The 1,827-nt window shown below is 39.8% G+C and carries 3 protein-coding genes; 1 reads left to right on the plus strand and 2 read right to left on the minus strand.

What is annotated here, in order from left to right:
• The coding region (locus WB217_RS07375) for a 4-hydroxyphenylacetate 3-hydroxylase N-terminal domain-containing protein (RefSeq protein WP_423992061.1) at positions 1–581 on the minus strand (581 nt) is incomplete at its 3' end.
• 221 nt (positions 582–802) lie between these two features.
• Here WB217_RS07375 and WB217_RS07380 point away from each other — a divergent pair.
• Positions 803–1,426 (plus strand): Crp/Fnr family transcriptional regulator, encoded by a 624-nt coding sequence (locus tag WB217_RS07380; RefSeq protein WP_423992063.1) that lies wholly within the window; start codon positions 803–805, stop codon positions 1,424–1,426.
• 21 nt (positions 1,427–1,447) lie between these two features.
• Here WB217_RS07380 and WB217_RS07385 read toward each other — a convergent pair.
• Positions 1,448–1,827: Crp/Fnr family transcriptional regulator (locus WB217_RS07385; RefSeq protein ID WP_423992065.1), on the minus strand; the 380-nt coding region annotated here is incomplete at its 5' end.

Below are 1,827 nucleotides of genomic sequence, written 5' to 3' on the forward strand. Positions count from 1 at the left end.
GCAAGTGTCGCAAGCATTTTTGCTCCCCTTACGACCAATCCATCCGGTGTTTCCTTCACTGCGCCAAGATGTGTAAACTCGTCCTTCTGTTCGTGGGAGTTCTTGCTGCGGTCGTTTTGTGGGTTGATAATCGCATGAGTTAGGAAGATATCGTTATCGCGTAGATATTTATAATAGTTGCGGACATTCTCTGCCCAGTTTTTATTGTATTTTTCAAAGAACCAAGAATTGTAGTACATGGAAGTCACAACAACGTTCAAGAAATCAGGTGTTCTTCCCATCAGGCCGAAGGTTGCTTTTGCATAAGCTTCGAATACGTTGCGGCGTTTTACCAAATCCTCATAGCTCTTGGGAACAAGGAACGAGTTGTTGACTCTCTCCCCTGTCTCTTCGCACACATGAGTGATATTATCCTGGAATGCCGGATCATGCTGCATATCGTACAGCCTTGCGATTTCAAGAATCGGCTGCTTGAACACCGGCTCCTCAAACAAATTTTCTACTTTCTTTCCAGAAAGCCAAACCTCAGGTTTACGTGCTTTAACTGCTTCGATATATTGAGCCCCAGTCCTAATTCCCATATACACCCTCCTGATAAAATTAATTGAAAATTCAATTTGAATTGTAATACTAAATTTTGAACGTAACTGTAGCCTATTTAACGTTTTTTTAAAAATAGTTTTCTTAAAAGTCTAAATTATCTAACTTATCGTAGAAATTATGCCTTATTTCACCTATGATTATAGTAATTAGCAATCATGGCAAAGCTTCAAATCCAAAATTGATTTTGGGAGGTAATGGTATGGTTACGGTTTATGAGGATGTATTCCATTGGGAGGCGTATCTAAAATACGGAACTCGCCAATTTTTCAGGAAAAAGGAATACATTTATCAGCAAGGAAACAACGGCGAAGGTTTTTATTACCTGCATAAAGGGTTAGTACGAATTGTCACTGAAACAGCCACTGGAAAAGAAAATATGCTGAACATCGTCATCCCAAACCAGTTGTTGGGCGTTCAGTCACTTGATCAAAACACACATTTCACTACCGCAATCGCTGTCAAGGATTCCGTCGTCTATCACTTCTCTTCAGACGAATTCAGGAAACTTATGATCGCCCATCCAGAACTCTTCAAACTCTTTTCCAAAAGCGTCATCCATAAAATGAAAATCCTTTTAGATCGGATAAATTTGAATGCGCTTACATCAGAACAAAAACTAGCTGTTCTGCTCCACAACATCTGTGACGAATTCAAAAATTACGAAATTCCAATCAGCCAGCAGGATCTCGCCTGCTGCACAGGACTCACACGCATTACTGTATATAAAGTCCTCAAACAATGGCAGGACGCAGGGGTCGTTGACATACAGAAACGGAAATACTACATAAAAAAACCAGATTTCTTAAGAAACCTGGTTGGCTGAGCATGTAATCCTATTATTCTATTACTGTTGTGCATTGCTTGCGATAGCCCTGATTTTATCAAAATCCTTTATCACAATCTCACGTTTATGAAGCTCTATGTAATTTCTTTGTTTCCATTTCTGAATGATTTTGTTCACGGTAATTCGGGAAGTGCCAATGTACTTGGAAAATGCAGTCTGATTCATCGAGGCGTTCCCGTTCTCCTGAACAAGTTTCAGCAAATAAAAAGCCATTTGCTGTTCCACTGGGCTATCAAGGTGTGCGATGATTTCTGCAAGCGTCCTAAATTTATAGATCAGCGAATCTGTATAAATCATAGCGGCATCGGGATGTTCCTTGCAAATCTTCGCAATCACTTCATCTGAGAAAAAATAAATTCTTGACGCACAAGTCGTCGTAC

It is taken from the genome of Mesobacillus sp. (assembly GCF_049588175.1).
Lineage (GTDB): Bacteria > Bacillota > Bacilli > Bacillales > Cytobacillaceae > Mesobacillus.

What these genes read in the sequence shown, in the direction of transcription:
- WB217_RS07380 (WP_423992063.1), top strand. Translation starts at nt 803, where the DNA reads ATGGTTACGGTTTATGAGGATGTATTCCATTGGGAGGCGTATCTAAAA.